Origin of the sequence: Caballeronia sp. LZ065 (assembly GCF_031450975.1) — a bacterium.
GTDB lineage: Bacteria > Pseudomonadota > Gammaproteobacteria > Burkholderiales > Burkholderiaceae > Caballeronia.
In genome coordinates this window covers 552,873-577,847 of the sequence record NZ_JARUXV010000001.1, presented here as the reverse complement: position 1 = coordinate 577,847, position 24,975 = coordinate 552,873, and the positions used below count along the sequence as shown (strand labels likewise).

The window sequence follows — 24,975 nt, the reverse complement described above, 5'->3', positions numbered from 1 at the left end:
TGAGACTTGCTGGGGCGTTGTGCCGGTATTTTAGCGACCGCGTTACAATCGACCGAAACATCGTCTGGAATTCCATGAACTCGTTCGTCATGAAGCTGTTTGCGAAGCGTCAGGCCGGCTTGGCGCAATCGTTCGCCATGCCCATGTCGCGCATCGCCGGCGCCGTCGCGCTCGCGATGTCGGCGCTTGCGTTCACGCCCGTACACGCTCAGGAACCCAATGCTTCACCCGTTCCAAGCGCAACCTCCGCTCCAAGTCCCGACGATCAGGCCGACGCGCAAAACGCCGCCGAGCTGCTCACCGCGCCGGTCAGCGGCAACGAAGCGCAGGACCTGCCGAACGTATCGATGTCCAGCCAGATCGTTTTCCAGGTTCTGGCGGCCGAAGTCGCCCTGCAGCGCGGCCAGCCCGCGCCCGCATTCCAGACTTATCTCGCGCTCGCCCGCGACACCCACGACCCGCGTTTCGCTCAGCGTGCAACCGAGATCGCGATCGCCGCGCAAAGCCCGAACGACGCGCTCACTTCAGCACAACTCTGGCAGCAGTTCGCGCCGCATTCGGAGCGCGCCTCGCAACTGAGCGCGTCGCTGCAGATCGTCGCCGGCAAGCCGGAGGACGCGAAGCCCACGCTCGAACGCGAACTCGCAAAAGTGGCGCCTGCGCAGCGCGGCGAAGCGCTGTTGTCGTTGCAGGCGCTGCTGGCGCGCGGGCCGAACCGTGTGGGCGGTCTGAATGTCCTGAAGGACCTGATCGCCAACGACCAGGACCGGCCCGAAGCGCAACTCGCGCTCGCCCGCCAGCAACTGCTCGCCGACGATCAGCCGGGCGCGAAAGCCTCGCTCGAAAAAGCGCTGCAACTCAAGCCGGACTATCTGCCCGCCGCGCTGACGCTTGCACGCATGGGGCCGCAGGAACGTCAGGAAGGCATCGCTTCGTTCGAGAAGTATGTCGACAAGAACCCGAAATCGCATGATGCACGGCTTGCGCTGGCGCAGCTGTACTTGTCGGCCGACCGGCTCGACGACGCGCAGAAGCAGTTCGAGATCATGCGCAAGAACGACGCGAAAGACCTGACGCCCCTGATGGCGCTCGCGCTCATCAACATCCAGAAAAAACAGTTCGACAAGGCGCAGGATTACCTGAACCAGTACGCGAAGGCCGCGGAGAACACGCCCGGCGCGGACCCGGGACAGGCGTACATCTACTTGGCGCAGATGGCGCTGGAACAGAAGAACGACGACGTCGCGAGCCAGTGGCTCGACCGCATTCCGCGCACAAGCCAGCAATACCTGCCCGCGCAGATCACGCGCGCGCAGATTCTCGCGAAGCAGGGCAAGGTCGACGAAGCGCGTGCGCTGCTCGGCAATCTGCAAAGCTCCGACCCGCGCGACCTCGCGCTGCTTGCGCGCACGGACTCGGCCATTCTGTTCGAGGCGCATCGCTATCCGGAAGCGGAAGCGAATCTCGCGAAGGCCGTCGCAGCCTTTCCCGACGATCCCGACCTCATCTACGACTACGCAATGGCCGCCGAGAAGAACGGCCATTTCGACGTGATGGAAACGCAGCTGCGCACGTTGATGCGCACGCAGCCGAACAATCCGCAGGCCTACAACGCGCTCGGTTATTCGCTGGTCGATCGTAACCAGCGGCTCGACGAAGCGGTGAAGCTGATCGAGCAAGCGGTCGCGCTCGCGCCCCACGACGCCTTCATCATGGACAGCCTCGGCTGGGCGCGCTTCCGTCAGGGCAATGCGGCGGAAGCGGAGAAGATCCTGTCAAGCGCCTACAAGATTCAGCCCAATGCGGAGATCGGCGCGCATCTGGGCGAAGTCCAGTGGAAGTCCGGACAGCAGGACGAGGCGCGCGCCACATGGCGCCAGGCGCAGAAGCTCGAACCGGACAACGACACGCTCGTCAAAACGCTCAAACGACTTCAGGTAAACGATCTTTGATGGCATTCGACTTTCTCGCCGGCGCATCCCTTCGACGCGGTGCGCTCGGCCTCGCAACCGTACTCGCGATGTCCGGTTGCGCACTCCAGCCGCGGCTTCCGACGACGTCCAGCGCCAGCACGTCCCTTTCGACGCAGACGAGCCGTGACTATCACGGCCGCTTCGCGGTGCAGTACAACGATCAGAACGGCGTGCAGCGCAACGCGTATGGCAACTTCGACTGGCAGGAAACCGGCGACACCGTCACGCTGCAACTGCGCAACCCGCTCGGCCAGACGATGGCCATCGTGACGTCGTCGCCGTCGCTCGCCACGCTCGAACTGCCAAACCGGCAGCCCGCCAGCGCCGACAACGTGTCGCAGCTCATGCAGAACACGCTGGGCTTCGCGCTGCCGGTGGAAGGTCTGCGCTACTGGCTGCAGCCGTCGGCCGCGCCCACTTCACGCGCGCAGACGACGCTCGATCCCGAAGCGAACAACGGCCGTCCGAAGGAGATCAAGCAGGACGGCTGGACGATCGACTATCTGGCCTATGCCGACGCGCCCGCAAGCGGCGTCAAGCGCGTGAATCTCTCGCGCAGCGAACCGCCGCTCGACATCAAGCTGGTGCTCGACCAGTAACCGCTTCGCACCTTGTCTGAAACCCGCATGTCCGCACCCCACGATTCGCTCCGTGACTGTCTCGCGCCAGCGAAGCTGAACCTCTTCCTGCACATCACGGGACGCCGTCCGGACGGGTATCACTCGTTGCAGACGGTTTTCCAGCTGCTCGACTGGGGTGACCGCCTGCACTTCACACGGCGCGACGACGGCGTCATCCGCCGCAAGACGGACGTGCCGGGCGTCGCCGAATCCGACGACCTCGTGATGCGCGCCGCCCGCCTGCTTCAGCAGCACACGGGCGTGCAGCATGGCGTGGATATCGAGATCGACAAGCGCTTGCCGATGGGCGCGGGCCTCGGCGGAGGGAGTTCCGACGCAGCCACAACTCTTTTGGCGTTGAATCGTCTCTGGGGTGTTGATCTTTCGCGTGAGATTCTGCAGAATCTCGGCCTGCAACTCGGCGCGGACGTGCCGTTTTTTGTCTTCGGGCAAAATGCTTTCGCAGAAGGAGTTGGTGAGACGCTGCAAGCAGTAAAACTGCCGCAACGTTTCTTCCTGGTGGTGAATCCTGCTGTCCACGTCCCAACCGCGGCGATTTTCTCCGAAAAAAGCTTGACACGGGATACGAAAGTCGCCACAATGATGGACTTTCTTGCACAGCAAAGGTCAGACACTAACTGGCCAGACAGCTTCGGTCGGAACGACATGCAGGCTGTAGTCGCAGGAAAGTACGCGGAAGTTGCGCAAGTGCTCGAGTGGTTTTCCAATCTCGCGCCGGCGCGAATGACCGGATCTGGAGCAAGCGTGTTTGCCGCTTTCCCTAGTCGAGCCGAAGCAGAAATGGCGCAAGTCAAACTGCCGGAAAGCTGGAAGAGCGTGGTAACAGCAAGTCTGGATTCTCATCCTCTCTTCGCTTTCGCGTCATAAGGTTTTGTTTTGCCGGGACTGTCCTACACTTCCCGGCGAAGCTCAAAGTTAGTGTAGGGGAGTCGCCAAGTTGGTCAAGGCACCGGATTTTGATTCCGGCATGCGAGGGTTCGAGTCCTTCCTCCCCTGCCATTCTTTTTCTCGCGTTTTTCCTCTCGCCCCCAGCCGCAGACAGGTGCACGATGAGCAGTGACGGCCTGATGGTTTTTACTGGCAACGCCAATCCCGCGCTTGCACAGGAAGTCGTCAAAATCCTTGGAATCCCACTTGGCAAAGCGATGGTCAGCCGTTTCTCCGACGGCGAGATCATGGTCGAGATTCAGGAAAACGTTCGAGGCAAGGACGTGTTCGTGCTGCAGTCCACCTGCGCACCCACGAACGATAATCTGATGGAACTGATGATCATGGTCGATGCGCTCAAGCGCGCATCCGCTGGCCGGATCACCGCAGCCATTCCCTACTTCGGTTATGCACGTCAGGATCGCCGTCCGCGTTCCGCGCGCGTGGCCATCTCGGCGAAGGTCGTCGCGAACATGCTGGAAATTGCCGGCGTCGATCGCGTGATCACCATGGACCTTCACGCCGACCAGATTCAAGGCTTCTTCGACATCCCCGTCGACAACATCTACGCGACGCCCGTGCTGCTCGGCGACCTGCGCAAGCAGAATCATGACCATCTGCTGGTCGTGTCGCCGGACGTCGGCGGTGTGGTGCGCGCGCGTGCGCTCGCGAAGCAACTGAACACCGACCTCGCGATCATCGACAAACGTCGTCCGAAAGCGAATGTCGCCGAAGTGATGAACATCATCGGTGAAGTCGAAGGCCGTACCTGCGTCATCATGGACGACATGGTCGACACCGCCGGCACGCTGTGCAAGGCCGCGCAAGTGCTGAAGCAGCGCGGCGCCAAGCAGGTTTTCGCCTATGCCACCCACCCGGTCCTGTCGGGCGGCGCGGCGGCGCGCATTACGGCGTCGGAATTGGATGAACTCGTCGTGACGGACACCATTCCGCTCTCGGCCGAGTCCCTGGCGTGCGCGAAGATTCGCCCGCTGTCGAGCGCAGGTTTGCTTGCGGAGACGTTCTCGCGCATCCGGCGCGGCGATTCGGTGATCTCGCTGTTCGCCGAAGGTTAAGCAGAATTGGCGAAAAGACGCGAAGCCTCAAGCTTCGCGTCTTTTTGCATGATCGGTGCGGACGTACGAAGGTTCGCGCCGCTTGTTGTGGGATCACACCTTTTCGATGATCCCGGTTTCCCTGCCTGGTCGCGGGCAGATAGAGGAGTCAAACATGAAAGTCGTCGCTTTCGAGCGTAGCAAGCAAGGTACGGGTGCGAGCCGCCGCCTGCGCAACTCGGGCAAGACCCCGGGTATCGTGTACGGTGGTGCTGCGGATGCTCAACTGGTCGAACTCGATCACAACGCGCTGTGGCATGCCCTGAAGAAAGAAGTGTTCCATTCGTCGATCCTGGAACTGGAAGTGGCCGGCAAGTCGCAACAGGTTCTCCTGCGCGACGTGCAATACCACCCGTTCAAGCAGTACGTGCTGCACGTGGACTTCCAACGCGTCGACGCGAACAAGAAGCTGCACACCAAGGTGCCGCTGCACTTCATGAACCAGGAAACCAACCCGGCCGTGAAGCTGGCGGGCGCGGTGATCAGCCACGTCGTGACGGAACTGGAAGTGGAATGCCTGCCGGCAGACCTGCCCGAGTTCCTGGAAATCGACCTGGCCAAGATCGAAGCCGGCCAGACGATGCACGCCAAGGACATCACGCTGCCGAAGGGCGTGAGCCTGACGATCGCCGTCGACGCAGAAAACCCGGTGGTAGCTTCGGCGACCATTCCGGCTGCCGTCGTGTCGGAAGAGTCTGGCGAAGCAGCCCAAGGCGAAACGCCGGCTGCCGAATAAGCGTCTTTATCGCTATCCTCTCGATCCGTCCGCAAGGGCGGTCGACGTGACCCGCCGGTGCGCAAGCCCGGCGGGTCTTTTTTTGGCTATTGACCAAGCGGGCCTTCGGGCTTGCGCTGATTCGACATGATCAAGCTGATCGTCGGCCTGGGCAATCCAGGCGCCGAATACACCGCGACGCGGCATAACGCGGGCTTCTGGTTCGTCGACCAATTGGCGCGCGACGCCGGCGCCACGCTGCGCGACGAACGCCGCTTCCACGGTTTCTACGGCAAGGGACGCCTGCACGGCCACGAAGTGCATCTGCTGGAACCGCAGACCTTCATGAACCGTTCGGGGCAAGCGGTGGTCGCGCTCGCGCAGTTCTTCAAGATCCTGCCCGACGAAATCCTCGTCGCGCACGACGAACTCGACCTGCCGCCCGGCACCGTCAAGATGAAGCTCGGCGGCGGCAGCGGCGGCCACAACGGCCTCAAGGACATCTCCGCGCACCTGTCGTCGCAGCAATACTGGCGCTTGCGCATCGGCATCGGGCATCCGCGCGATCTGATTCCCGAAGGCGCGCGTGCGGGCGCGAAGCCCGATGTCGCCAACTTCGTGCTGAAGCCGCCGCGTCGCGAAGAGCAGGACGTGATCGATCAGTCGATCGAGCGCGCGCTTGCCGTGATGCCCTTTGTCGTCGCCGGGGAAACCGAGCGCGCCATGATGAACCTGCACCGTAACCCCTGACTGGAGCCGACCGTGAGCCGTTTCTGGAGCGACATCGTTCATCGACTGACGCCGTATGTACCGGGCGAACAGCCCGCGCTGGCGCATCCCGTCAAACTGAATACCAACGAGAATCCCTATCCGCCGTCGCCGCGCGTGCTCGAGGCGATTCGCCGCGAGCTTGGCGAGGACGGCGCGTCGTTGCGCAAGTATCCCGATCCAACCGCACGCGCGTTGCGAGAAACCGTTGCGCGGCATCATGGCCTGCGCGTCGAGCAGGTGTTCGTCGGCAACGGTTCGGACGAAGTGCTGGCGCATGCGTTTCAGGCGCTGTTGAAGCATGAGCGGCCGATCGCCTTCCCCGACATCACCTACAGCTTCTATCCGGTTTATGCGCAGTTGTACGGCGTCGAGTACCGGACGATTCCGCTAAATGCGGACTTTGCCATCGACGTCGACGATTACCGCGCGCCGAGCGGCGGCGTGCTGCTGCCGAATCCGAACGCGCCGACCGGCCGTGCCCTGCCGCTGTCCGAGATCGAGGTGCTGCTGAAGGCGAATCCGGATGTGCCGGTGATCGTCGATGAAGCGTATGTGGATTTCGGCGCGGAATCGGCCGTGAGTCTGATCGACGCCTATCCGAACCTGCTGGTCGTGCAGACGACATCGAAGGCGCGCTCGCTGGCCGGCATGCGCGTGGGCTTCGCATTCGGCGATGCCGGGTTGATCGAAGCGCTGACGCGCGTGAAGGACAGCTTCAACTCGTATCCGCTCGACCGCTTGGCGCAGGTCGCGGCGCAGGCCTCCTACGAAGATCCGCCGTGGTTCGCGCAATGCTGCGCGAAGGTCGTCGCGAGCCGCGAAACGCTCGTGGTGCAGCTACAGGAATTGGGTTTCGACGTCCTGCCGTCCGCTGCGAATTTCGTATTCGCGAGGCATCCCACGCACGACGCCGCGACGCTCGCCGCCGCGCTCAAGACCCGGGAGATCTTCGTGCGTCACTTCAGGCTGCCGCGCATCGACCAGCATCTGCGGATTTCGATCGGCACGCCGGCTGAATGCGATGCGCTCGTCGCAGCCTTGAAGGAAGTGATCGGCTGAGCGGAGGAAGGGCTTACTCGCCCTTCGCCGCCATCAACGCGCGATATTTGACGAGCAATTGTTCCGGCGTTTCGACGTGCGCCGGATCGCGCGGAATGCATTCGACGGGACAGACCTGCTGGCACTGCGGCTCGTCGTAGTGGCCGACACACTCCGTGCATTTGTTCGGGTCGATCACATAGATCTCGGGACCCATCGAAATGGCGTCGTTCGGGCACTCGGGCTCGCAAACGTCGCAGTTGATGCACTCGTCGGTGATGATCAAAGACATGCTTCACTCTCTTGCGCCGGGTCTCGCACCGGCATGAAACCCGCGCGCCCGGTCGTCCGGGTGGCGGGTCCGGCGCATCAGGGCGCCGCGGAATCCTTCTGAGACAGGATAACCACTTTATCGGTCAGCCGCTTTTCCACCGACGGGAACACGAACTTGCTGACATCGCCACCGAGCTGCGCAATCTCGCGCACGATCGTCCCCGAGATGAACTGGTATTGATCGGACGGCGTCATGAACATCGTCTCGACGTCGGGCAGCAGATAGCGGTTCATGCCGGCCATCTGGAATTCGTATTCGAAGTCCGACACGGCGCGCAAGCCGCGCACGATGACGCGCGCGTTGTTCTTGCGCACGAAGTCCTTCAGCAAGCCGGTGAAGCTGCTCACCTGCACGTTCGGATAGTGACCGAGCACGTCGTGCGCGATATCCAGCCTTTCCTGCAGCGAGAAAAACGGCTTCTTCGCCCGGCTGTCCGCCACGCCCACGACGAGCTGATCAAAAATGCTCGATGCGCGCCGGACGATGTCCTCATGCCCGCGAGTCAGCGGGTCGAACGTTCCCGGATACACGGCGACAACCATGGGCTTCTCCTCTTCCAATTGACCTTGGGCCGCGTCGTTGCGACGACCTGTTCTGCTTCAATTCCCGCATGACCGGCTGCGCCAGTTTGGGGAACGCGCATTATTCCTCATTTTGGCGGCGCAGCAAATGATAGCGAACCGCACCTGCCTTGCCGTCGCGCACCACCGACCAGCCGGCCAGCGCCTCGATCTGCGACACTTCCAGCACATCGCCGCATTCGACGTAGAGCGCGCCGTCGGCGTTGACGAGCGACGCCGCCACGTCCAGCGCGCGCAAGAGCAGCGCCTGATCGCCGAACGGCGGATCCAGAAAGACGACGTCGAAGCTGCCGGGCGCGAGGCTCGCGGCCAGACGCAGCGCGTCGGCTTCGGCGATCTCGATGTTACGTGCGCCGAGCTTCGCCTGGTTCGCGCGCATCTGCGCTGCGGCCTTCGCGTTGCGCTCGACCATCAGCACGCGCTGGGCGCCGCGCGACGCTGCTTCGAAGCCGAGCGCGCCGGTGCCGGCGAACAGGTCGAGACAGTGCTGTCCGCTCATGTCCTGGCCCAACCAGTTGAAGAGCGTCTCGCGCACGCGGTCGGGCGTGGGACGCAGGCCGTCGAGATCGAGCACCGGCAGCGGCGTGCGCTTCCAGTCGCCGCCGATGATGCGGATGGTGTGAGGTTTGCCGCCGCGCGAAGGCGTATGGCTGGGCAGGACAGAGCGAGTGGTTGAGGAGCGAGGCATGAGGCAACAGGATTCGATTTCGGGCGCGCAGTCTTCGTCAAGCTTGCGTTTATTTGCGTTTGGTTTTCGTGCGCATCGAGCGCCCACGTTACCACAGCGGCCCGTGGTGCCGCGAACCGTGCGCTTGCGCCCCGGAAAGGGCTCCCCGCGCCTGATAAAATACGCGGCTTCCATCCCTTCGCGCGGGCTTGCCGGCGAGGCGCCCGACAGGCGCACGTGACAGGCCGACGAATGACGCGCGCATCATCGCCAGACACCCATGTTCAGCTTCTTCAAGAAATTCAAAAAGCCGGCTGACGAGCCGCTCGACACGCCCGAGGACTTGTTGCCCGAGGCGTCCGGCGAGGAAGAACTGTCCGACGCCGAACTCGAACGGCAAGCGCTCGCGGCGGAGGAAGCGCTGCAGGATGAACCTGCTGCGGCGAAGGCACCACCGGCACCTGTTGCGGCTCCGGCTTCTGTTGCGGCTTCCGCACCGGCCCCAGCACACAGACCCGCCCCCGTCCAGCCCGTCGCCCCGCACGCCGAAGACGCGAAGCCCTATTGGCAAGGCCGCACGCAGTCGCAATGGTCACGCGGCCCGGAAACGGATCAGGCGAGCGAGGAAATCGTGCCCCCGCCCGAAGCCGACCCGGCCGCCAGGAAATCCTGGCTCTCGCGTCTGCGTCACGGCCTGTCGAAGACGAGCTCCAACCTGACGGGCATCTTCGTCAGCGCGAAGATCGACGAAGATCTGTACGAAGAACTCGAGACAGCGCTGCTGATGTCCGATGCCGGCATCGACGCCACCGAATTCCTGCTCGAATCGCTGCGCGAGAAAGTGCGCTCGGAGCGCCTGACCGAGGCGTCGCAGGTCAAGGCCGCGCTGCGTGAACTGCTGATCGATCTGCTGCGCCCGCTCGAAAAATCGCTGATGCTCGGCCGCGCACAGCCGCTGGTGATGATGATCGCCGGCGTGAACGGCGCCGGCAAGACGACGAGTATCGGCAAGCTGGCCAAGCATCTGCAGCGCTTCAACCAGTCCGTGCTGCTGGCCGCCGGCGACACCTTCCGCGCGGCCGCGCGCGAGCAGTTGATGGTCTGGGGCGAACGCAACAACGTGACCGTCATCGCGCAGGAAAGCGGCGATGCCGCCGCAGTGATCTTCGACGCGGTCGGCGCGGCGCGCGCCCGCAAAATCGACGTCATGATGGCCGACACCGCCGGACGCCTGCCCACGCAATTGCACTTGATGGAGGAGCTGCGCAAGGTGCGTCGCGTGATCGCGAAGGCCATGCCCGATGCGCCGCACGAAGTGCTCCTCGTGATCGATGCGAACACCGGCCAGAACGCGCTCGCGCAGGTGAAGGCGTTCGACGACGCGCTCGGCCTCACCGGCCTGATCGTCACGAAGCTGGATGGCACGGCGAAGGGCGGCATCATCGCGGCCATCGCGCGGCAGCGGCCGATTCCGGTTTATTTCATCGGCGTGGGCGAGAAGGTCGAGGATTTGCAGCCGTTCAGCGCGGAGGAGTTCGCGGACGCATTGCTCGGTTGAATGCGGAGTCTGCCGGAAGAGAGAGGGCGTTCAAGGCGAACGCCCTTTTTTCATCGCGCGAGGAGCAACGACGCCGCGATCCACCACATCACGCAGCCCACGATCACATCCAGCACCCGCCACGAGACGTCCTTCTCGAACCACGGCTCCAGCAAGCGTGCGCCATAGCCGAGCGCGGTGAACCAGACAATCGACGAACCCATCGCGCCCGCCGCGAACCAGGCATTGCCGGGCCAGCCGCGTTGCGCGCCGATGCCACCCAGCAACACGACGGTATCGAGATAAACGTGTGGATTGAGCAGCGACAGCGCCAGCACCGTGGACGCCGCGCCGAGCGCCGTCTGCGTTTCGCCGTCCGCCACATGCAGATGTCCGGCGCCGCGCCAGGCCGCGAGGAACGCGCGCACGCCGTACAGGAACACGAAGATCGCGCCCGCCCAGCGGATCACGTCGAGCAGCACGGGCGCCCGCGAAATGAGCGCGCCCATGCCGCCGACGCCCAACGCGATCAACAGCACGTCGATCGCCGCGCAGATCGTCACGACGACGCCGACATGCCTGCGCTTCAGCCCTTGCCGCAGCACGAAGGCGTTCTGCGCGCCGATCGCCATGATGAGACTGGCGCCCAGTCCCGCGCCCGACAGCAAACCCGGCAGCGCGCCAGCCGACACCACCGCCGTCATTCCGCGTCCGGCTGCTGCGCCGGCGCGGCCCGGGCGAAGGCATCCAGCGTATTGGCGTGATCCGCGATGCGCTCGATGGTCGGATAACGGCTCACGTCGATGCCGAAACGCCGCGCGTTGAACACCTGCGGCACGAGGCAGAGATCGGCGACGGTGGGCGTGTCGCCGAAGGTCAGCGCGCCGACGCGCCGGTCCGTGGCGAGCCGCTGTTCCAACGAATCGAAGCCGGCTTCCACCCAGTGCCGATACCACGCATCCTTCGCTTCGTCGGGCACCTTGACCTGGTGTTTCAGGTACTTGAGCACGCGCAGATTGTCGAGCGGATGGATCTCGCACGCGACCTGCAGCGCCACCGAACGCACGAATGCACGGTCCGACGGCTGCTTCGGCAGCAGCGGCGGCTCCGGATGCGTCTCCTCCAGATATTCGATGATCGCGAGCGACTGCGTGAGCGTGTCGTCGCCATCGACGAGCGCCGGCACGATGCCGTCCGGATTCACCGCGCGATAGTCGGCCTTGAGCTGTTCGCCGCCGTCGCGCAGCAGGTGGATGGCGGCGTACTCGTAGTCGAGCCCCTTGAGGTTCAGCGCGATGCGCACGCGATACGCCGCCGAACTGCGGAAATAGCCGTAGAGCTTCATGGCCGCGGGCTCAGACCACACGCACCGAGAATTCGCCGATGCCGTCTACGCCGCCCTTCAGCAAGTCTCCCTTCACGACCGCGCCGACGCCTTCGGGCGTGCCGGTGAAGATGAGATCGCCGGGGAACAGTTCGAACAGCGTCGACAGATAGGCCACCGTCTCGCCCACCGACCAGATGAGCTGCGAGATGTCCGAGCGCTGCTTTTCCTCGCCGTTGACGGTCAGCCAGATCGCGCTCTTTTCCAGATGCCCGACTTTCGACACCGGGTGAATGGGGCCGATCGGTGCGGAGTGGTCGAAACCCTTCGCAGTGTCCCACGGACGGCCAAGCTTCTTGGCTTCGGCCTGCAGGTCGCGGCGGGTCATGTCGAGTCCGAGCGCATAGCCGTAGACGTAATCGAGCCCGCGTTCGGCGGGAATGTCCTTGCCCTGCTTGCCGATCGCCGCGACCAGTTCCATCTCGAAATGCAGATTTTTCGTCTGCGACGGATACGGAAACTCGCCGGTGGCGCCGGGCGCGACATTCAGCACGGCGTCGGCCGGCTTGCCGAAGAAGAACGGCGGCTCGCGGTCCGGGTCGTGACCCATTTCACGCGCATGGGCCTCGTAGTTGCGTCCGACGCAGTAGATGCGGCGCACGGGAAACTGCTCATTCGACCCGTCGATGGGCACGGCCGCGGCCGGCGCCGGAGAAAACACATAAGTCATCCCGCTCTCCTGTAGCTGATGTCTGGATTGGCAAAGCTGAACGCACGGTCAGGCCGCGCGCTGCGTGAGAAAAAGGAGTTTAACGTGCGCACGCAACTCGTGGCGAGGCCGGTGCGCCTTGTGCGGCGCGGCTTTCAGAGCTTTCGGCGCGCTGGCGCGCAGCATGCCGGATGAGGATGGCGGCGAGCCGTCAGACGAATGGCGCGACTGACAGGAGGCTGTCGCAACTTGCGTACGCCCGCCAAATGCGGTACTGAATGTTATTCCTGCACCCTGAAAATGCGCGGCGGCATCGCTCACAAAGACGCATCCGAACCCACGTGAGCGCCCGGCCCGCGCCCCTCTCCGATGACCGACTCCGCTCTTCCCGTCTTCCCCTGCGCACGCTACATCAAGGAAATCGGCCGTGGACCGAACGGCGCACGCGCCCTCTCGCACGACGACACTTACGCACTCTACGAAGCGATGCTCGACGAGCGCGTGCCCGAGCTTGAACTCGGCGCCGTGCTGCTCGCGTATCGCGTAAAAGGCGAAACGTCCGCCGAACTGAACGCCATGCTGGCGGCCGCGCATCGCTCGTTCGAGCCGCTGCACGTTCAGGATGGCCGCGAACACGCGCGGCCGGTGTCCATCCCGAGCTACAACGGCGCGCGCAAGACCCCGAATCTCGTGCCGCTGCTGTCGCTCCTGCTGGCGCGCGAGGGCGTGCCCGTGCTCGTGCACGGCGTCAGCAAAGATCCCGGGCGCATCACCAGCGCCGAGATCTTCGCCGAACTGGGCATTGCGCACGCCGCTTCGCATGACGAAATCGAAGATAGTCTCGCTTCGCGCCGGCTGGCGTTCGCGCCCATTACCGTGCTCGCGCCGAAGCTCGCGCGGCTGCTGGCGCTGCGGCGCAGGATGGGCGTGCGCAATTCGACCCATACGCTCGTCAAGATTCTTCAGCCGTTCGCGGAGCCGGGGCTGAGACTCGTCAACTACACGCATCCGGAATATCGCGACAGCCTCACCGGCCTGTTCACCGCGCATCCGGAAGCCGCAGCGGGCGGCGCGCTGCTGGCGCGCGGCACGGAAGGCGAGGCGGTCGCGGACACGCGGCGCCAGGTGCAGGTGGACTGGTTCCACGACGGCCGCGTCGACACGCTGCTCTCGCCGGAGCATTCCCAGGCGCACGCGCCGCATGTGGATCTGCCCGAAACGCTGGACGCGGCGACCACCGCGCGCTGGACCGAATGCGTGCTGCGTGGCGATATTCCGGTGCCGCCGGCGGTCACGCGGCAAGTGGAAGTGATCAGCGACGTGGTGCGCCGGACCGCCTGAACGGCCAGCCGTCATCGACATCGCCATTTGACACGGTATTCAACGGTGGTTTAAAGTCCAGCGCATGAGCTTCACCTCCCAAGCCTCCCTCCGAATTATTTCGGGCCGCCTAGCGCGGCCCCTATCGCTACGTCTAGCGTAAGTCGCCAGACGTAGCGCCGTGCGTCGCAAGGCGCCCGGTCCTCCGCCCGTTTTTCGCCGTTCCCGAAGTTCCTTTCTTACCACCTGTAGTCGTCAGTGTTTCGTTCGCGCATCCCGCGAAACGAAAACGCGAGGGTCACATGCACGCTGCTTCGCGCACGTTCACGCTGGTCGCAAGCGTCACCATCGCTGGTGATCCATGCGAACGCGCGCGCCGCCCGGTTTCTCGTGCATCGCGCCATGCCCGGCCAGCCGCCGGAGTCGGCCTCTCTCGCAGGCGCTACGCAAACCGTCCGAAAAGAGGTCGACGATCATGATGCCGAGCCCCGCCGAGAAATACCGCCCGTTCCCGCAAGTCCGCCTCAATGGCCGCCGCTGGCCCAACCGCACGATCGAACGCGCACCCATCTGGATGAGCACCGACCTGCGTGACGGCAATCAGTCGCTGATCGAGCCGATGAGCATCGCGGCGAAGCTCGAATTCTTCGAGATGCTGGTGAAGATCGGGTTCAAGGAAATCGAAGTGGGATTCCCTTCGGCATCGCAGACGGATTTCGATTTCGTCCGCAAGCTGATCGACGAAAAGCGCATTCCCGAGGACGTCAGCATCGAAGTGCTCGTGCAGTCGCGGCGCGAACTCATCGAACGCACCTTCGAAGCGGTCGAAGGCGCGAGCAAGGTGATCGTGCATCTCTATAACGCGATCGCGCCGTCATTCCGCAAGATCGTGTTCAACCAGTCGAAGGACGAGGTGAAGGCGCTGGCGGTCGACGGCACGCGCATGATCAAGGAATGCGCAGCGACACGGCCCGGCACGCACTGGACTTATCAGTACTCGCCCGAAACTTTCAGCATGACCGAGCTGCCATTCGCGCGCGAAGTGTGCGACGCCGTCGCGCAGATGTGGCGGCCGACGCCCGATCACAAGATGATCGTCAACCTGCCCGCCACGGTCGAGGCCGCGACGCCCAACGTCTTCGCCGACCAGATCGAATGGATGGACCGCAACATGGGCTTCCGCGACAGCATCGTGTTGTCGGTGCATCCGCACAACGACCGCGGCACGGCCGTCGCCGCGGCAGAACTCGCGGTGCTGGCGGGCGCGGATCGCGTCGAAGGCTGCCTGTTCGGCAACGGTGAGCGCACCGGCAATGTGGATCTCGTGACCCTCGCGCTCAACCTCTATACGCAAGGCATCGATCCGGGCCTCGATTTCTCGGACATCGACGCCGTGCGCCGGCTGGTCGAGCGCTGCAACCAGATTCCGGTGCATCCGCGTCATCCGTACGCCGGCGACCTCGTTTTCACCGCGTTCTCGGGTTCGCACCAGGACGCCATCCGCAAGGGCTTTGCGCAACGCGAACCGGGCACGGTCTGGGAAATCCCCTACCTGCCGATCGATCCCGCCGATCTCGGCCGCAGCTACGACGCCGTGATTCGCGTGAACAGCCAGTCCGGCAAGGGCGGCGCGACCTATCTGCTGGAGCGCGGCCTCGGTTTCACGCCGCCGCGCCGCGTGCAGATCGAATTCAGCCATGCCGTCCAGCGCATCACCGATGCGTCGGGCGCGGAAATCGGCGGCGAGGCGATCTGCGAACTCTTCAAACGCGAGTACTTCGACGCAGGCGGGCCGGTGTCGCGCGTGGACGCGGCGACACTGTCGGTGTTCGGCAAGCGCGTCGCGGTGCCGGGTGCGGCGAGCGCCTCGAATGCGGCGAGCGGCGATGCGTGGGCGCGGACGGTCGCGTCCGTGCTGGGCATCGAGGCCAGCGTCAACTGGTTTGAAACGGCCGTGACGGCGGGCGGCGATACGGCGGCGTTCGTCGGCTGCCGGGTCGGCGACGGGCAGACGCGCTTCGGCGTCGCGGTGCATGCGAATCCGGCGCTGGCGGTTGCCGATGCGGTCGTGAGCGCGGTGAACCGCTCGAGGGGTATCGGGCAGGCGGAGCGGCAAGAAGAGACGGTGGAGACGGCGTAACGCCGGCTGAAGGGGAAGGAGACGGCGCGTGGCGCTAATCGAGCGCAACGCGTCGCTTGCAGCTGCCCTTCGCGAGTGAGGGCGTGCGCGGCGCTACTCGAGCGCCACGCGCGTCGCCTGCAGCGCCAGCAGTTGCCACTGCCCTTCGCTCTGGACGTGAACCGCGGTATAGGCGATGGGAAACAGCAGCGCGCCGTTCTTCGATTCCATTTCAATCAGCGCCCGCCCAGACACCAGGCAAGTATCACGGCCGGCGGCGAAGACATCCTGCGACTGGATCTCGATCTGGCGATACCGGCGCCGGCCCGCGGTAATCGCGTCGATGAACTGGCGCTTCGTTTCCCGCTTGCCGTTGGTGTGGACATAACTGACGTTCTCAGCCAGCAGCGCGTCGAGCGCCGGGCCATCGCCTTCGACCATGGCCCGGAAGCGGTCGCGCTCGAGGCCGCGGATGGCCTCAATGGTTTTTGCCGGCATCTGTCGGTCCCCTTGTGTCGAGGAACGGTTGCACCGGCGCCTCGTCAGAAGTTGTATTGCAGATAGAGCTGGCTGAAATTTATACCAGGATTCGGCTCTTTGATACTGGCGTTCGAGAGATGCTGGAAGCGGAAGCCGGCCTGATAGTTCTGCTTCTCGCCGAAGATCATGCCGACGCCGACCATATCCGCGAACTGGAACGCGGTGGACACGGTGAAGTCCTGCGTGATGCGCGTGTGCGACAGGAGCCGCACCCCCACGCCCGCCTCGATGAACGGCCGGAAGTAGCCCGAGCTCTTCACGAAGCGCAGCACCGGCGTGAGGCCGAACTCCCAGATGTTCGGGTGCACGGCATTGTCTTCGGTGGTGTGCCAGTAGGACACGTGACCCTCGCCGACGACCGTGAAGTGGAAGCCGCCGATTTCCCACCAGGTGAGGCCGGGATCCCAGACCAGGCCGAGGTCGGCTTTCTTGATGTCGCGATCCGCAACGCCGCCGGCAAACTGCACGCCGAACCGGTCAGCATGCGCGGCAGCCGAGGCCAGGCCGAACGCGGCGCAGACAACCAGACGGCACAGCGGACTCAGCCAGGAACTCTTTTTTTTATGCATGGGCACCCCATATGCTCCGATGACAGGCGGATTCACGAGACGTTGTCGTCTGGCGGATTCTAGAGACGTTTTAAAACAATTGCAGGATTTGCTGAAGCCTTACACGTTTCGTTGAATTTTCTTTCGTCTTACAGCTTCAAACTGGAAATAGATTCGACATCACCGCCCCCATCGGTAAGTCTGACCATCTACGGCGCAACGGTCTGTCCTATTAAACCCGCAAATTCGATAGCATTTGTGGGAACTCACACATCCCCCGCCCCTCTAACACTTAGCACTCGTTGAACCAGAGTGCTAATATCGTGCTTGACTTGCCGCGGCCGGCATCAACGAACGGCCCGGGCAGACAGCGAATGTTGATAAGGAGCTTATGAGCGTGTCCAATGCGATGACCCTTCCGAATGTACTGAGCTCGGCACCTGCCAAGGCATCGGCAGGCGCGCTGACGTACGCACAGTCGTCGATGCTGACCGGCCAGATCGGCAACATCGATTCCTACATACAAGCCGTGAACCGTATTCCGATGCTGTCGCAAGCAGAGGAACGTCAGTACGCCACCGAATTCCGCGAACAGGGCAACCTGAACGCTGCGCGTCAGCTGGTGCTTTCGCACCTGCGGCTGGTCGTGTCGATCGCCCGCAACTATCTTGGCTACGGCTTGCCGCACGCGGACCTGATCCAGGAAGGCAACATCGGTCTGATGAAAGCCGTGAAGCGTTTCGACCCAGAGCAAAACGTGCGCCTGGTGTCGTATGCCATGCACTGGATCAAGGCCGAGATTCACGAGTACATCCTGCGCAACTGGCGCATGGTCAAGGTCGCGACGACCAAGGCACAGCGCAAGCTGTTCTTCAATCTTCGCAGCCACAAGACCAGCCATGCGGCATTCACCCCGGACGAAATCGAAGGCCTGGCAAGCGAACTGAACGTGAAGCGCGAGGAAGTCGCGGAGATGGAGACGCGTCTGTCGGGCGGCGACATCGCGCTCGAAGGCCAGGTGGACGACGGCGAGGAAGCCTTCGCGCCCATCGCCTATCTGGCTGACTCGCACAACGAGCCGACCAACGTCATCGCCGCGCGCCAGTTCGACAAGCTGCAAAGCGACGGCCTGGCCGACGCGCTGGAGTCGCTCGACGAGCGCAGCCGCCGCATCATCGAGGCGCGCTGGCTCGACGTGCAGGACGACGGGTCGGGCGGCAAGACGCTGCATGAACTGGCCGATGAGTTCGGCGTTTCGGCTGAGCGCATTCGCCAGATCGAGGCCAGCGCCATGAAGAAGATGCGTTCCGCGCTGCACGACTATGCGTAACGCCTGACTATGGTTTGAGCAGAAACTGCAAGGCCGGCCGTCGCAAGACGGCCGGCCTTTTCTTTTTACCTTGCGTGGAATGCAGCAAAAAGTAACGGCGCCCGCAGGCGCCGTTACGTTACGACAGGTCCATCAGTGCATCACGCCGGCAGGGGCGCCGCGCCGCCGGCATTGCCCGACAGACGCGTCGACATCTGCGCGGCGTAACGCTGGGCCGCCGCGCCCACGACGATGTGGAACGTGTCCGCCGACACCCACGCCACATCCAGCGTCGACAGCCGCTGCCGATCCACCGACGACGGATCGCGCACGACAACGCGCAAGCGCGTCGCGGCGACTGCATCGAGCGAGGTCACGTTGGTCGCGCCGCCGAACACCGCGAGCCAGCGCAGCGGATCCGGATCGAGCGGACCGGCCGTATGCTCGCCGCCCGTCGCCGCAGCGGATGCCGCAACGGCCGCCGCCGGTTGCGCCGGCCCTGACGATGCCGGCGTCGCGCCGCGGACCGACGAATGTTCCAGTTCACCGCGAATTTCATCGGCGATGAGGTCCGCTTCCGGCCCGATGATCACCTGCACGCTGGTCGCGCCGCGCTTGAGGACGCCACGCGCGCCAATCGCCTTCAGCTGTGCTTCCGACACCTTTTCCGAGTTCACGACCGCAAGACGCAGGCGTGTCGTGCAGGCATCCACATTCGACAAGTTGGACGCACCGCCCAGCGCAGCGATGTACTTCGTCGCGCGCGAGTTTGCAGCCGACGCAGCCACCGAGCCCGGCAGCGGCGGAATCAGCCCGGCTTCCACCGTTTGGGTGGCGTCGGTTTCGGCGTCGGTCGTGGCCGGCTCACGGCCCGGCGTCGCCATGTTGAAGCGGCGGATGAAGAAGCGGAACAGCCCGTAGTAGATGACGAAATACACGGCGCCGATCACCAGCGCCAGCCAGCCGCGCTGCGACAGGCCGTAATTCAGCACGTAGTCGATCGCGCCCGCCGAGAACGTGAAGCCCAGATGGATGCCGAGCGCGGAACAGATCGCCAGCGACAGTCCCGTCAGCATCGCGTGGATGCCGTACAGCACCGGCGCCAGGAACATGAAGCTGTATTCGATCGGCTCGGTCACGCCGGTCAGGAACGCGGTCAGGGCCATCGAGAACAGCAGGCCGCCCACTACCGCGCGGCGCTCTTTCGGCGCTTCGTGGAACATCGCGAGGCACGCGGCCGGCAGGCCGAACATCATGATCGGGAAGAAGCCGGTCATGAAGCCGCCCGCGGTCTTGTCGCCGGCGAAGAAACGATGCAGGTCGCCGTGCACGATCGCCCCGCCGTCAGGCGGCGTGAACGAGCCGAACACGAACCAGGCCAGCGAATTGATGATGTGATGCAGACCCGTCACGAGCAGGATCCGGTTCAGCACGCCGAACACGAAGGTGCCGAGCGCGCCCGCCGTGGTGAGCCAGTTGCCCGCGCTGTCGATGGCCGACTGCACCGGCTGCCAGATATAGCCGAACACGATGCCGAGTATCAGGCAGGCGACGCCCGTGACAATCGGCACGAAACGCTTGCCGCCGAAGAACGCGAGATACTCGGGCAGCTTGATGTTCTTGTAGCGGTTGTACAGATAGCCGGCCACCACCCCGGCGATGATCCCCGACAACACGCCCATGTTGAGCTTGTCGTTGATGTCCTTCATCACGGCGACTTCGATCAGATAGCCGATCGCGCCGGCCAGACCCGCCGTGCCGTTGTTGTCCTTCGCGAAACCCACCGCCACGCCGATGGCGAACAGCAGCGGCAGATTCGTGAAGATGGCGTCGCCGGCGTCGGCGATCATCTTGATATTGAAGACATCGGGCTGGCCGAGGCGCAGAAGCAGGCCGGCTACCGGTAGCACGGCGATCGGCAGCATCAGCGCTCGACCTAGTTGCTGCATTTTCGCAAACGGGTTGGCGTCCATCGGGTTCTCCAAAAATATCGGTCTTGTCGTTACTGCTTCGGGGATGGCCAAAAAGGCTTGCGCGCGACGGACCGCAGGGGACGATCAGTCCTGCGGCCAGATCTCGCGGCTTGCCGCTCTTACTGCCTGTGCCGATTCGAGCGCGAGGCAATCCTCGGCGCGCTGACGGCAAAGTTGATAGTCGAGATTGCGCACCCGCGCCTTGATGCCGGGCACCGACACCGGATCCACCGACAGTTCGATCACGCCGAGTCCGACGAGCAAGGGCGCCGCAACCGGATCGCCGCCGAGCGCGCCGCACACGCCGACCCACTTGCCGTGCTTCGCCGCGCCCTGCACCGCCGTCTTGATGAGGCGCAGGACGGCCGGATGCAGACCGTCCGACTGCGCGGCGAGATCGGGCTGGCAGCGGTCCATCGCGAGCGTGTACTGGGTGAGATCGTTGGTGCCGATGGACAGGAAATCCGCGTACTTCGCGAGCTGGTCGGCGAGCAGCGCCGCCGACGGCACCTCGATCATCACGCCCACTTCCACCGGCTCCGTGCGTCCCGCTTCGCGCGCCAGTTCGTCGATGCGTGCGCGCAGGCGCTGGAGTTCGCCGGAATCGGTGACCATCGGCAGGAGAATGCGCACCGCGCTCGCCGGCTTGACGGCCAGCAGGCCGCGCAACTGGTCGTCGAGCAGATCGGGGCGCACCTGGGCCAGACGAATGCCGCGCAGGCCCAGCGCCGGATTTTCTTCCGGCGGCAGCGTCAGGTAATCGACTTCCTTGTCCGCGCCCACATCCAGCGTGCGGATGATGGCGGTACGGCCCTGCAATGCGTCGACGATGCCTTGATAGCTCTCTGCATGCTCCGTCGCCGTCGGCGCCGACTGGCGATGGATGAACAGCAGTTCGGTGCGCAGCAGGCCGACCGCGTCGGCGCCGTTCTCGACGGCCGCTTTCGCGTCGTCGAGCGTCGCGATGTTGGCGGCGACTTCGATCGCCCGGCCGTCTTTCGTCGAGACCGCCTCTTGCGACAACCGGCGGTTGGCTTCGCGCACGCCGGCCAGTCGATCCCGCTCGGCGCGGGCGCGTTCGACATCGACGTCGGTGGGCGCATGCTCCAGACGCCCCGACGAGGCATCGACGACCACCTGCGTGCCTTCCGGAATAGCATGCAGCGCGTCGCCGATGGCGACCAGCGCCGGAATGCCGATCTGCCGCGCGATGATCGCCGCGTGGGAGGTTGCGCCGCCGCGCGACATCACGAGCGCCGTGACGCGCGTGCGGTCGAGCGAGGCCAAATCGGACGGGGTGAATTCGGTCGCGGCCAGCACGGCTTCCTGCGGCAGTTCCGCCGCCGCCGTATTCGTCAGCCCGAGCGCGCGCAGCACGCGCTTGGCGATGTCGCGCAGGTCGGCGGCCCGCTCGGCGAGCAGTTCGTCCTGCACGTTCGAAAGCAACGCGATCTGCGTCTGGATCGCCTCGCGCCATGCAAAGCCCGCGCTCTTGCCGAGGCTGATCAGATCGCGCGCGGCATCGACCAGCGTCGGGTCTTCCAGCAGCACGCGATGCACCGCGAAAATCCCCGCCTCGCCCACTGCGCCACGCTGCGAAGCGGTGCGCACGGTTTCGCCGAGTTCGGCATCGACCTGGGCGATCGCGCGATCGAGCGCACGGCTTTCCGCCGCCGACGAACCGCTCGCCTGCTCCGGCGGCACGAGGTCCTGGTCGTCCCATCGCACCAGTGTTCCGACCGCGATGCCCGGCGCGGCGCACACGCCCGCGAGCGTGTTGGGCGGCAGCGGCTGACCTGCGTCGGCCGTCCGCGCGGTCGACGCGACAGGCGCCGGCGAATGCGTCTGCGCCCGCGCTTCCTCGACTTCGCCATGCGCCTCGCGCAGCAACTCGGCGGCGACCGCGTCCACGGCCTGCTGCGCCTGCGCGCCGATGCCGACCAGTTCGACCGTCGCACCGTCGCCCGCACCGAGACTGAGCAAGCCGACCACGCTTTCCACCGGCGCCTTCTTGCCTTCGTAGCGCACTTCGACTTTGGCGTCGAAACCGCGCGCGGCCTCGCGCGCCCGCGCCGCCGGACGCGCATGCAGACCGCCCGCGCTCGCCAGCGTCACGCGGCGGCGCGCCTCTTCCATGACGAGCGCGCCCGAGCGTGCCGTCTCGGCCCGCTCGCCGTCCTTCGCACGCAAGACCAGCAAACGCGCACCGGACTGCAGCACACCGCGACCGGCGCGCTCGATGACATCGAACGCATCGCCGTTGGCAATCGCGATCACGGACACGAGGCTCGGCGCGTGTTGCGCGACGAAATCCGCGTTGAACTCGATCAGCGGCTGGCCGGCGCGCACCTCGGCGCCCTGCTCGACCATCGGCGCGAAGCCCTCGCCGCCCAGCTCGACCGTGTCGATGCCGATATGCACGAGAATCTCCGCGCCCTCCTTCGTGCGCAGCGTCACCGCGTGATGGGTGCGCGCGAGATGGGTCACGGTGCCGTCGCAGGGCGCGGCCAGCACGTTGTCGAGCGGATCGATGCCGATGCCGTCGCCGAACATGCCCTGCGCGAACACGGGATCCGGCACGTCGGCGAGCGGGACGATCGGGCCGGTGAACGGCGCGAGGAGCACGACATCGCTCGGGTTATCGGTGGAATGATTCAACAGGGACTCCTCGGCACGGCGCATCGGCTTTCTCACTCAATGGGTTTCGGTGACCTTGTTCAGGTGGCGTGGCGCGTCGGGATTGCGCCCGCGCGCGGCGGCCAGACCCGCGGCCATCACGTAGAACGAAAGGATCGCGGCAATCGGATCCAGCGCCGGATGATCCGTGGCGACGAGCGGCAACTCCGCGTCCGCGACGTCGTCCGGCGCGGCGAGCAGCACGCGCGCGCCGCGTGCGCGCATGTCGGCGGCAAGCTGGATCAGCCCTGCCTGTTCGGGCCCGCGCGGCGCGAACACGAGCAGCGGATAGTCGCGGTCGATGATTTCCATCGGGCCATGACGCACTTCGGCGCTGGAGAACGCTTCAGCCTGGATGCCCGAGGTTTCCTTGAGCTTGAGCGCGGCTTCCTGGGCGATCGCGAGACCGAGACCACGGCCAATCACGATCATCCGGTCGACGTTGGTCAGCTCCGTCACCGCGCGCGTCCAGTCGAGCCGGCCCGCGGCGCGCAGTGCGTCCGGCAGCGATTCGAGCGCCTTCAGCAGTTCGGCATCGCGTTGCACATGGGCGACCACGATGGCCGAGAGCGACAGCATTGCGATATAGCTCTTGGTCGCGGCCACCGAGAGTTCGGGACCCGCGAGCAAGGGCAGAAAGTATTCGCAGGCGCTTTCGAGCGGCGAGCCTTCGACATTGACGGCCGCGACCGTGAAGGCGCCCGCTTGGCGCAATGCCTGCATCGTGCCGACGAGATCCGGGCTCTTGCCCGATTGCGAGAACGCGACGGCCAATTGGCCCGACACGCGCAGCGGCGCCTGTTGCAGCGTGGCCACCGACATCGGCAGCGAAGCGACCGGCATGCCGAGGCGGCTCATCGTCAGGCTTGCGAAATAACTGGCGGCGTGATCCGAACTGCCGCGCGCCACGGTCAGCGCGACGTGACGCGGCTGCTCCGCCAGTTTGACGGCGAGCGCCTCGACGCGCGAGGTATCAGCGAGCTGCGCCGCGACGACGTCCGCGGCTTGCAGCGCTTCGTTAAGCATATTCGACAATGGATTCTCCTTCGACATACGTGGCGGTCAGCGCGTGGGCCCGGTCGAGCACGACGAGGTCGGCCCATGCGCCGCGCGCGATGCGGCCGCGATCTTCGAGTCCGAGGTAATCGGCGGGATAGCGCGACAAGCGATTCGAAACGTCCGCGAGCGGGATGCCCAGCGCGACGAGATTGCGCAGCGCCTGGTCCATGGTGAGCGTGCTGCCGGCGAGCGTGCCGTCCGCGAGCCGCACGCCGCCCATGCACTTGGTCACGTGCTGGCTGCCCAGACGATATTCGCCGTCGGGCATGCCGGCCGCCGAGGTGCTGTCGGTGACCACGTACAGGCGCGGGATCGCACGCAACGCGGCGCGAATCGCGCCCGGATGCACGTGCAGCAGATCGGGAATGAGCTCGGCGTATTCGGCATGTGCGAGCGCCGCGCCGACCATGCCCGGATCGCGGTGATGCAGCGGCGACATGGCGTTGAACAGATGCGTGAAGCCGCGGGCGCCGTGCTTGAGCGCATTGACGGCGTCGTCATAGGTGCCGAGCGAATGGCCGAGCTGCACGCGCACGCCGCGCGCCGCCATGTCGGAAATGATGTCGAGATGGCCGGAGATTTCCGGCGCGATCGTGACCACGCGAATCGGCGCGAGTTCGAGGTACTTCAGCACCTCGCTGCGCACCGCGACGGCGGCCGCGTCCGGTTGCGCGCCCAGCTTGCCGGGATTGATGTACGGCCCTTCGAGATGCACGCCGAGCACGCGTGCGCCGCCCGCCGCGCGCCGCTTCGCCTGTTCGCCCAGGCCGGCCACGACCTGCATGAGTTCGTCGCGCGGCGCGGTCATGGTCGTGGCGAGCAGGCTCGTCGTGCCGTGTTGCGCGTGCTGGCGCGTCACGGTGTCGGCGGCGTCGCCGCCTTCCATGATGTCGCGCCCGCCGCCGCCATGTACGTGCAGGTCGATGAAACCCGGCAGGATGTACGGGGCGTCATTCACGAGCGGATCGACGATGTGCCCTTCGAGCGCCGTCACGCGGCCGTTCTCGAAACGCACCGAGCCGTGGATCCAGCCGTCGGTCGTGAGTATGTTTCCTTTCAGCATGAAGTTCTCTGGAAGTACGCGATGCATGATTGAGGT

At 64.9% G+C, this 24,975-nt stretch carries 23 protein-coding genes and 1 tRNA gene; 12 read left to right on the top strand and 12 right to left on the bottom strand.

Annotated elements, in window-relative coordinates:
- Positions 1-74: 74 nt before the first annotated feature.
- The 8 genes from QCE63_RS02755 to hisC all read left to right on the top strand — a co-directional run bounded on the left by QCE63_RS02755 (position 75) and on the right by hisC (position 7,201).
- Positions 75-1,952 carry a tetratricopeptide repeat protein gene (locus QCE63_RS02755; protein ID WP_309830292.1) on the top strand — a complete coding sequence of 626 codons (1,878 nt, stop codon included), beginning with the start codon at positions 75-77 and terminating at the stop codon, positions 1,950-1,952.
- Entirely contained in the window at positions 1,952-2,572 is a 621-nt protein-coding gene (gene lolB / locus QCE63_RS02750) for a lipoprotein insertase outer membrane protein LolB (protein WP_309830290.1), read from the top strand. Before QCE63_RS02755 ends, lolB begins: the two co-directional genes overlap by 1 nt.
- 27 nt (positions 2,573-2,599) lie before the next feature.
- A complete protein-coding gene (gene ispE / locus QCE63_RS02745; protein ID WP_309830288.1) occupies positions 2,600-3,481 on the top strand; it encodes a 4-(cytidine 5'-diphospho)-2-C-methyl-D-erythritol kinase in 882 nt (293 codons plus the stop codon).
- Positions 3,482-3,536: 55 nt separating this feature from the next.
- Positions 3,537-3,613: transfer RNA gene (locus QCE63_RS02740), tRNA-Gln, on the top strand.
- Between the two features lie 50 nt (positions 3,614-3,663).
- The gene (locus QCE63_RS02735) at positions 3,664-4,617 is read left to right on the top strand and encodes a ribose-phosphate pyrophosphokinase (RefSeq protein ID WP_309807122.1); all 954 of its coding nucleotides are present in this window, start codon (positions 3,664-3,666) and stop codon (positions 4,615-4,617) included.
- A 154-nt stretch (positions 4,618-4,771) separates the two neighbouring features.
- A complete protein-coding gene (locus QCE63_RS02730; RefSeq protein ID WP_309830286.1) occupies positions 4,772-5,392 on the top strand; it encodes a 50S ribosomal protein L25/general stress protein Ctc in 621 nt (206 codons plus the stop codon).
- 126 nt (positions 5,393-5,518) lie between these two features.
- Positions 5,519-6,121 carry an aminoacyl-tRNA hydrolase gene (gene pth / locus QCE63_RS02725; RefSeq protein WP_309830284.1) on the top strand — a complete coding sequence of 201 codons (603 nt, stop codon included), beginning with the start codon at positions 5,519-5,521 and terminating at the stop codon, positions 6,119-6,121.
- 12 nt (positions 6,122-6,133) lie between these two features.
- Complete coding sequence (hisC, locus tag QCE63_RS02720; protein ID WP_309830282.1) at positions 6,134-7,201, top strand: histidinol-phosphate transaminase; 1,068 nt, start codon at positions 6,134-6,136, stop codon at positions 7,199-7,201.
- A gap of 13 nt (positions 7,202-7,214) precedes the next feature.
- Here the strand turns inward: hisC and QCE63_RS02715 are convergent, their stop codons facing one another.
- The 3 genes from QCE63_RS02715 to rsmD form a co-directional block, all read right to left on the bottom strand.
- On the bottom strand, positions 7,215-7,472 hold the full coding sequence (locus tag QCE63_RS02715) for a YfhL family 4Fe-4S dicluster ferredoxin (RefSeq protein WP_309807119.1): 258 nt from the start codon (positions 7,470-7,472) through the stop codon (positions 7,215-7,217).
- A 77-nt stretch (positions 7,473-7,549) separates the two neighbouring features.
- Positions 7,550-8,056 (bottom strand): pantetheine-phosphate adenylyltransferase, encoded by a 507-nt coding sequence (gene coaD / locus QCE63_RS02710; protein WP_309807118.1) that lies wholly within the window; start codon positions 8,054-8,056, stop codon positions 7,550-7,552.
- A 100-nt stretch (positions 8,057-8,156) separates the two neighbouring features.
- Positions 8,157-8,783, bottom strand: coding sequence for a 16S rRNA (guanine(966)-N(2))-methyltransferase RsmD (gene rsmD / locus QCE63_RS02705; RefSeq protein ID WP_309833659.1), 627 nt, complete (start codon positions 8,781-8,783; stop codon positions 8,157-8,159).
- 259 nt (positions 8,784-9,042) lie between these two features.
- Here rsmD and ftsY point away from each other — a divergent pair, with 259 nt between their 5' ends.
- On the top strand, positions 9,043-10,320 hold the full coding sequence (gene ftsY, locus QCE63_RS02700) for a signal recognition particle-docking protein FtsY (protein ID WP_309830280.1): 1,278 nt from the start codon (positions 9,043-9,045) through the stop codon (positions 10,318-10,320).
- A gap of 50 nt (positions 10,321-10,370) precedes the next feature.
- On the opposite strand, the gene QCE63_RS02695 is transcribed toward ftsY, so the two are convergent.
- Genes QCE63_RS02695 through QCE63_RS02685 form a run of 3 tightly spaced genes read right to left on the bottom strand, consistent with a single transcriptional unit; the run spans position 10,371 to position 12,353 of the window.
- The gene (locus QCE63_RS02695; RefSeq protein WP_309830278.1) at positions 10,371-11,003 is read right to left on the bottom strand and encodes a LysE/ArgO family amino acid transporter; all 633 of its coding nucleotides are present in this window, start codon (positions 11,001-11,003) and stop codon (positions 10,371-10,373) included.
- Positions 11,000-11,644, bottom strand: a complete 645-nt coding sequence (gene maiA, locus QCE63_RS02690) for a maleylacetoacetate isomerase (protein WP_309830276.1) — start codon at positions 11,642-11,644, stop codon at positions 11,000-11,002. The genes QCE63_RS02695 and maiA overlap by 4 nt, the downstream gene beginning before the upstream one ends.
- Before the next feature lie 10 nt (positions 11,645-11,654).
- The gene (locus QCE63_RS02685; RefSeq protein WP_309830275.1) at positions 11,655-12,353 is read right to left on the bottom strand and encodes a fumarylacetoacetate hydrolase family protein; all 699 of its coding nucleotides are present in this window, start codon (positions 12,351-12,353) and stop codon (positions 11,655-11,657) included.
- 348 nt (positions 12,354-12,701) lie between these two features.
- Between QCE63_RS02685 and ybiB the strand changes: the two genes are divergently transcribed.
- Together ybiB and leuA are read left to right on the top strand one after the other, a co-directional pair.
- Entirely contained in the window at positions 12,702-13,673 is a 972-nt protein-coding gene (gene ybiB, locus QCE63_RS02680; RefSeq protein ID WP_309830273.1) for a DNA-binding protein YbiB, read from the top strand.
- Between the two features lie 454 nt (positions 13,674-14,127).
- The gene (gene leuA / locus QCE63_RS02675) at positions 14,128-15,792 is read left to right on the top strand and encodes a 2-isopropylmalate synthase (protein WP_309830271.1); all 1,665 of its coding nucleotides are present in this window, start codon (positions 14,128-14,130) and stop codon (positions 15,790-15,792) included.
- Between the two features lie 93 nt (positions 15,793-15,885).
- On the opposite strand, the gene QCE63_RS02670 is transcribed toward leuA, so the two are convergent.
- Complete coding sequence (locus QCE63_RS02670) at positions 15,886-16,269, bottom strand: nuclear transport factor 2 family protein (protein WP_309830269.1); 384 nt, start codon at positions 16,267-16,269, stop codon at positions 15,886-15,888.
- Positions 16,270-16,313: 44 nt separating this feature from the next.
- The gene (locus QCE63_RS02665) at positions 16,314-16,880 is read right to left on the bottom strand and encodes an acyloxyacyl hydrolase (protein ID WP_309830267.1); all 567 of its coding nucleotides are present in this window, start codon (positions 16,878-16,880) and stop codon (positions 16,314-16,316) included.
- Positions 16,881-17,256: 376 nt separating this feature from the next.
- Between QCE63_RS02665 and rpoH the strand changes: the two genes are divergently transcribed.
- Positions 17,257-18,189 carry an RNA polymerase sigma factor RpoH gene (gene rpoH, locus QCE63_RS02660; protein ID WP_309833658.1) on the top strand — a complete coding sequence of 311 codons (933 nt, stop codon included), beginning with the start codon at positions 17,257-17,259 and terminating at the stop codon, positions 18,187-18,189.
- Between the two features lie 140 nt (positions 18,190-18,329).
- Here rpoH and nagE read toward each other — a convergent pair whose 3' ends face one another.
- The 4 genes from nagE to nagA all read right to left on the bottom strand — a co-directional run bounded on the left by nagE (position 18,330) and on the right by nagA (position 24,939).
- Positions 18,330-20,141 carry an N-acetylglucosamine-specific PTS transporter subunit IIBC gene (nagE, locus tag QCE63_RS02655; protein WP_309830265.1) on the bottom strand — a complete coding sequence of 604 codons (1,812 nt, stop codon included), beginning with the start codon at positions 20,139-20,141 and terminating at the stop codon, positions 18,330-18,332.
- An 84-nt stretch (positions 20,142-20,225) separates the two neighbouring features.
- Positions 20,226-22,823 carry a phosphoenolpyruvate--protein phosphotransferase gene (gene ptsP, locus QCE63_RS02650; RefSeq protein ID WP_309833657.1) on the bottom strand — a complete coding sequence of 866 codons (2,598 nt, stop codon included), beginning with the start codon at positions 22,821-22,823 and terminating at the stop codon, positions 20,226-20,228.
- Between the two features lie 12 nt (positions 22,824-22,835).
- Entirely contained in the window at positions 22,836-23,843 is a 1,008-nt protein-coding gene (locus tag QCE63_RS02645; RefSeq protein ID WP_309833656.1) for an SIS domain-containing protein, read from the bottom strand.
- The gene (gene nagA / locus QCE63_RS02640; protein WP_309830263.1) at positions 23,836-24,939 is read right to left on the bottom strand and encodes an N-acetylglucosamine-6-phosphate deacetylase; all 1,104 of its coding nucleotides are present in this window, start codon (positions 24,937-24,939) and stop codon (positions 23,836-23,838) included. The genes QCE63_RS02645 and nagA overlap by 8 nt, the downstream gene beginning before the upstream one ends.
- Positions 24,940-24,975 lie beyond the last annotated feature (36 nt).

Excerpts from the sequence above, each read along its gene's own strand:
- QCE63_RS02755 (WP_309830292.1), top strand. The coding sequence starts at position 75 with ATGAACTCGTTCGTCATGAAGCTGTTTGCGAAGCGTCAGGCCGGCTTG.
- pth (WP_309830284.1), top strand. The coding sequence starts at position 5,519 with ATGATCAAGCTGATCGTCGGCCTGGGCAATCCAGGCGCCGAATACACC.
- QCE63_RS02730 (WP_309830286.1), top strand. The coding sequence starts at position 4,772 with ATGAAAGTCGTCGCTTTCGAGCGTAGCAAGCAAGGTACGGGTGCGAGC.
- ptsP (WP_309833657.1), bottom strand. The coding sequence starts at position 22,823 with ATGCGCCGTGCCGAGGAGTCCCTGTTGAATCATTCCACCGATAACCCG.
- ftsY (WP_309830280.1), top strand. The coding sequence starts at position 9,043 with ATGTTCAGCTTCTTCAAGAAATTCAAAAAGCCGGCTGACGAGCCGCTC.
- maiA (WP_309830276.1), bottom strand. The coding sequence starts at position 11,644 with ATGAAGCTCTACGGCTATTTCCGCAGTTCGGCGGCGTATCGCGTGCGC.
- QCE63_RS02685 (WP_309830275.1), bottom strand. The coding sequence starts at position 12,353 with ATGACTTATGTGTTTTCTCCGGCGCCGGCCGCGGCCGTGCCCATCGAC.
- QCE63_RS02645 (WP_309833656.1), bottom strand. The coding sequence starts at position 23,843 with ATGCTTAACGAAGCGCTGCAAGCCGCGGACGTCGTCGCGGCGCAGCTC.
- QCE63_RS02715 (WP_309807119.1), bottom strand. The coding sequence starts at position 7,472 with ATGTCTTTGATCATCACCGACGAGTGCATCAACTGCGACGTTTGCGAG.
- ispE (WP_309830288.1), top strand. The coding sequence starts at position 2,600 with ATGTCCGCACCCCACGATTCGCTCCGTGACTGTCTCGCGCCAGCGAAG.
- QCE63_RS02695 (WP_309830278.1), bottom strand. The coding sequence starts at position 11,003 with ATGACGGCGGTGGTGTCGGCTGGCGCGCTGCCGGGTTTGCTGTCGGGC.
- lolB (WP_309830290.1), top strand. The coding sequence starts at position 1,952 with ATGGCATTCGACTTTCTCGCCGGCGCATCCCTTCGACGCGGTGCGCTC.
- QCE63_RS02735 (WP_309807122.1), top strand. The coding sequence starts at position 3,664 with ATGAGCAGTGACGGCCTGATGGTTTTTACTGGCAACGCCAATCCCGCG.
- nagE (WP_309830265.1), bottom strand. The coding sequence starts at position 20,141 with ATGGACGCCAACCCGTTTGCGAAAATGCAGCAACTAGGTCGAGCGCTG.
- ybiB (WP_309830273.1), top strand. The coding sequence starts at position 12,702 with ATGACCGACTCCGCTCTTCCCGTCTTCCCCTGCGCACGCTACATCAAG.
- QCE63_RS02670 (WP_309830269.1), bottom strand. The coding sequence starts at position 16,269 with ATGCCGGCAAAAACCATTGAGGCCATCCGCGGCCTCGAGCGCGACCGC.
- rsmD (WP_309833659.1), bottom strand. The coding sequence starts at position 8,783 with ATGCCTCGCTCCTCAACCACTCGCTCTGTCCTGCCCAGCCATACGCCT.
- coaD (WP_309807118.1), bottom strand. The coding sequence starts at position 8,056 with ATGGTTGTCGCCGTGTATCCGGGAACGTTCGACCCGCTGACTCGCGGG.
- nagA (WP_309830263.1), bottom strand. The coding sequence starts at position 24,939 with ATGCTGAAAGGAAACATACTCACGACCGACGGCTGGATCCACGGCTCG.
- leuA (WP_309830271.1), top strand. The coding sequence starts at position 14,128 with ATGATGCCGAGCCCCGCCGAGAAATACCGCCCGTTCCCGCAAGTCCGC.
- QCE63_RS02665 (WP_309830267.1), bottom strand. The coding sequence starts at position 16,880 with ATGCATAAAAAAAAGAGTTCCTGGCTGAGTCCGCTGTGCCGTCTGGTT.